The sequence below is a fragment of the Mesorhizobium sp. M2A.F.Ca.ET.039.01.1.1 genome, from assembly GCF_003998035.1.
Classification (GTDB): Bacteria; Pseudomonadota; Alphaproteobacteria; order Rhizobiales; family Rhizobiaceae; genus Mesorhizobium.
The window spans coordinates 1-1,015 of record NZ_RZRY01001265.1; the positions used below are offsets into that span (position 1 = coordinate 1).

At 60.8% G+C, this 1,015-nt stretch carries 2 protein-coding genes; both read right to left on the bottom strand.

Annotated features, from left to right (window positions below):
- Positions 1-303 (bottom strand): hypothetical protein (locus EOA24_RS39160; protein WP_127410891.1); only part of this gene is annotated, 303 nt, incomplete at its 3' end.
- A 54-nt stretch (positions 304-357) separates the two neighbouring features.
- On the bottom strand, positions 358-1,015 hold a 658-nt coding region (locus EOA24_RS42215), incomplete at its 5' end, for a hypothetical protein (protein ID WP_210213653.1).

Consider the following 1,015-nt stretch of genomic DNA (forward strand, 5'->3'; position numbering starts at 1 on the left):
CACCACCGTTGCTCCAGCATCTGCCGTTTCCTCCCCGACCGGCAGGGGAGAAGTGGGCTGGGAGCCCGGCTCGGCTCCCGGTGACGACGGCTGCTGCGACCGCAGCACGCCCGCCTTCTCTAGCTGTTCGCGCATGCCGTTCTGCGTCTGCAGCATTTGAGAGAAGGCCTGCAGGCTGGTGATCAGCCGCTGCGTCACGCGCGGCTCGGAGCCGGACAGCGAGACCAGATCAATGCGGATCATGCCGTGCTTGAGCGAAATCTCGCCAAACGCATCGACAAAGGTTTCGGGTACTACGTCCATTTACCTACCCCAAAAAAGCGGCCGGGCTTTCGGCCCGGCCGCTGCTCATGCGCGTTAAGCAATCGCGACGTGGATCGCGAACGGGTCGCTCTTGGTATCATTATCGCCATCGGCGATGGTTGCCGTGAAGTTCATGTCGAGCGCCTCCGGGTTGAACGTGTTGGAAATATTGAACTCGATCACCGGGACCTTCACGGTGCCCGAACCCATGAAGAGCTGGACCGCGTCCAAGTCGTTCTTTTGGTCGATGGAGGGGATGACGAAGCTCACTTGCCCGCCGGCTTCTTGGTGCAGATCCGCGCTCTCCACCTTGGTAATCGCGCCCACGGTGATCGAGTTGTCGGCGTTGCGGGTGTAGGTCCTGTAGAAGATGCCCTCGGTCGAGGGGTCGTAGCCGCCGACCGAATTGTCGATGAAGATCTTCATGCTGCTGACCAGGAAAGCCGTCGGGTCAATCACAAAGCTCTCATCGAAGGCACCTCCCTGTGTCGTCGCGCCGTCGACGCCGGCATTGGCGTTGCCATCGAAGTTGTTGTTGCCGAGCCCGATGCCCGACGTGCTGACGTTCATCTGCGCCGGGCTGAGATACGTGGCGTTGGTCTGGATTTGGCTCTCGCTCGCGTCGAGGAAGCCCTTGATACTGGTCGGATTGGTCGTGGCATTAACTGCGGAGAATACGATCGCGCGGTTTCCGATCGTCAGTGTCCGCACC